At 38.0% G+C, this 2,391-nt stretch carries 3 protein-coding genes; 2 read left to right on the top strand and 1 reads right to left on the bottom strand.

Annotated elements, in window-relative coordinates; translation table 11 throughout:
* Positions 1-206 (top strand): IS3 family transposase (locus ACINWC141_RS12975; RefSeq protein ID WP_009391865.1); only part of this gene is annotated, 206 nt, incomplete at its 5' end.
* Positions 207-430: 224 nt separating this feature from the next.
* Positions 431-1,348: a KAP family P-loop NTPase fold protein gene (locus tag ACINWC141_RS12970; RefSeq protein WP_009391866.1), complete on the top strand. Its 918-nt coding sequence runs from the start codon at positions 431-433 to the stop codon at positions 1,346-1,348.
* 34 nt (positions 1,349-1,382) lie between these two features.
* On the opposite strand, the gene ACINWC141_RS12965 is transcribed toward ACINWC141_RS12970, so the two are convergent.
* Positions 1,383-2,391 (bottom strand): IS3 family transposase gene (locus ACINWC141_RS12965; RefSeq protein ID WP_155757872.1). Its coding sequence is split into 2 segments (ribosomal slippage), with 1,010 coding nucleotides annotated over them: positions 1,383-2,206 and positions 2,206-2,391; the frame shifts between segments, so codons are not numbered across the junction. This gene is flagged as partial in the annotation.

Raw genomic sequence — 2,391 nt, 5'->3', positions numbered from 1 at the left:
GTTACGATAATGCACCGATTGAAAGCTTTTGGGGAATACTGAAAAATGAGTTAGTGCATCATTACAACTATCAAACCAGAGAAGAAGCCAAAGCAGATATTATAAAATACATTGAGTTATTTTATAATCATCGAAGAATTCAAAAGGGTTTGGGTTTTAAGACACCAAATCAAATGGCCGAAGACTTTTATAAGTTGGCTGCCTAGAATCTCCCAAGGGAAAGTCTCCTGATAATTCAGCGTATATCATTAGTATTTTTAGTTCTTCTTAGTTGATTGCTCCATATGTGGGGCAGTTTATCACCTCCTTTCTTCATTTCATGGATTAGGGGTAGATATAAACATTTATGTGAGGTTTCAATAGAACAAGACTTTGTATAGATGGGAGTTTCTTGTTAATAATACATTTTAAAAATAAATGAGAGCACTTTATGACCGATAATTACACATCTGACTCTCCTGTATTTAAACATAAGGATGATAAATTTAATCGTTGGCTATTTTCTAAGAGAATAGCGGAAGTTATAGCAAATAGAAATGACACCTCTAGTATAGTAATAGGGCTATATGGAGCTTGGGGAAATGGTAAAACATCTGTTTTAAACTTCATTGAAGAGTCTTTAACTGATAATCAAAATATTCTATGTATAAAATTTAATCCGTGGCGTTTTGGAACAGAAGAAGAGTTGCTAAAGGCTTTCTTCCTAGACATTGCTCATGCTATTGAAGTCGAACTTATCACGAAAACAGATAAAGCCAAAGATGCTGTTAAATCTTTAGCACCTGCAATTACTAGTATATTTGGAGCTGCTGAGGTGGGGCAGGCAATCAGTAGTTTTATACCAAGTCTAGAGTTACAAAAGCTGAAAGAGCGAATTGAATGTGAATTAGAGAAAGCGCAGAAGAGAGTTTTAATTTTAATTGATGATGTGGATAGATTAGAAAAATCCGAAATACATGCTCTTTTTAGGCTCGTAAAGCTTACTGCTGACTTTAAGCATACCGCATATATTTTAGCTTTTGATAAGGATATAGTCGCTTCTTCATTACAGGATCGTTACGCCAATTCTTCTAATAATGCTGGCGAAGCTTTTTTAGAGAAAATTATACAAGTTCCTTTACATTTACCACTTATTGATCAATCTGTATTAATTAAATTTTGCTTTCAAGGGGTAGATGAAGCACTCAAAGTTGCTGATATAGAGCTTTCTCAAAATGAAGCAAATGATTATGCAAGTAAATTTATAAGATATTTTGGTTCTGCTGTAACGACTCCTAGAAAAGCAAAGCTTTATGGAAATATCTTATTATTCTCTTTACCTATTTTAAAAGGTGAAGTTGATGGGTAATCCTCCCATAAATAACCGAAGTTAAAAGTAGAGGTTAAGCAGCCATTAGAGGTGGCTTTCCTTTGTTAGCTTGATGTGGTCTTTCATGGTTGTAATGCCACAACCAGTTTGTTGCATAATCTTGTACTTCATCCAAAGTATCAAATAAATGCTTGCTCAGCCAACTATAACGTATGGTCCGATTATAGCGTTCAATATACGCATTCTGCTGTGGCTTACCCGGTTGAATATATTCAATACGAATACCGTGCTCAGTAGCCCAGCGCACAAATTCGTGACTGATAAATTCGGGACCATTATCGCATCGGATCACTAACGGTTTTTCTCTCCACTCCAGCAATTGATTCAACGTACGAATAACCCTGATTGTGGGCAATGAGAACCCTGCTTCAATGGCTAGGCCTTCGCGGCGGTAATCATCAATCACATTCAATAATCGAAACTTGCGACCATCGGAAAGCTGATCATGCATAAAATCTAATGACCAAACCTGATTTTCTCGGATTGGTTCTTTCAATGGTTCAGGCGCATGCCGTTTTAGTCTTCTTCTCGGTTTAATACGCAGATTCAGTGCCAACTCACAGTAAATGCGGTAAACCCGCTTGTGATTCCAGCAGCAACTCTCAACATGCCGTAAATACGAGAAGCACAAACCAAAGCCCCAATCGGAATTTTCCTCAGTGAGTTCAATGAGCTGTTCAGCAATGAGTGCATTGTCATCGCTGAGTTTGGCTTGATAGCGGTAGCAGGTTTCACTAATGCCAAATGCTTTACAAGCCAAACGAATACTAATGGCATGCTGGGCAACTGCCTGTTGTGCCATCTTACGCCGGCAAGATGGCTTTACCACTTTTTTGCCATCGCTTCCTGGATGATTTCGGCCTTTAATCGCTCTTCCGCATACATCTTTTTAAGTCTGGTATTTTCGGCTTCTAGCTCTTTCAGTCGAGCCATTAATGATGTATCCATACCACCATATTTGGCACGCCATTTATAAAAGGTAGCATTACTCATGCCGTGTTCACGGCAAAGGGTCGCTACAG

It is taken from the genome of Acinetobacter sp. WC-141 (assembly GCF_000313935.1).
In the GTDB taxonomy this organism is placed as follows: domain Bacteria; phylum Pseudomonadota; class Gammaproteobacteria; order Pseudomonadales; family Moraxellaceae; genus Acinetobacter.
Note: the sequence above shows the minus strand (reverse complement) of the source record. Positions and strands in the feature narration are given on the sequence as shown.

What these genes read in the sequence shown, in the direction of transcription:
- ACINWC141_RS12970 (WP_009391866.1), top strand. Translation starts at nt 431, where the DNA reads ATGACCGATAATTACACATCTGACTCTCCTGTATTTAAACATAAGGAT.